Source organism: Proteus sp. MB838 (assembly GCF_054767435.1).
Genome location: NZ_BAABMO010000114.1, coordinates 1 through 434, shown reverse-complemented (window position 1 = coordinate 434; position 434 = coordinate 1). Strand labels below are relative to the sequence as shown.

Here is a 434-nt window from a genome sequence, read left to right as displayed (position 1 = left end):
CGACCTTCATCGTCTAATTGAAAACGACCATAACTTTCAAACACACTGTGCTGTCCTCCCTGCTCAATTTTGTTTTCATGAGACAACGGATAAGAAGGACGAACAAAGTTGTTGTCTTTATGGATAGTTTCATCCACACACAAATATTCGCCATATTGCCAAGTCATGGCAGTGCTATCGCTGATATCAGTGTCGGCCTGCGGGTTATAGGTGAGGTGAATACCCGCCGTCATCCCCATATGTTCATCGCTGTAAAACAGTTGTTCTTCTTCAAACCAGAAGTTAATGCCCTCTTCAAACGCCAGTCGACACCAAAAATCAAATGCGGATTCGCGTTTTTGGGTGGTGTAGAGACGTTCAGGGTGTAGATCTTCACGGTAGAATTGGCAATCCGCTTTAACATGGGCCTCATCCAATAAGGTTTTTAAGATGGT

At 44.0% G+C, this 434-nt stretch carries 1 protein-coding gene; it reads right to left on the bottom strand.

Features of this window, described 5'->3' with window-relative positions:
- Positions 1 to 434, bottom strand: a 434-nt coding sequence (locus ACYUCW_RS18180) for a contractile injection system protein, VgrG/Pvc8 family (protein WP_460409189.1), incomplete at both ends; no start/stop codon positions are given.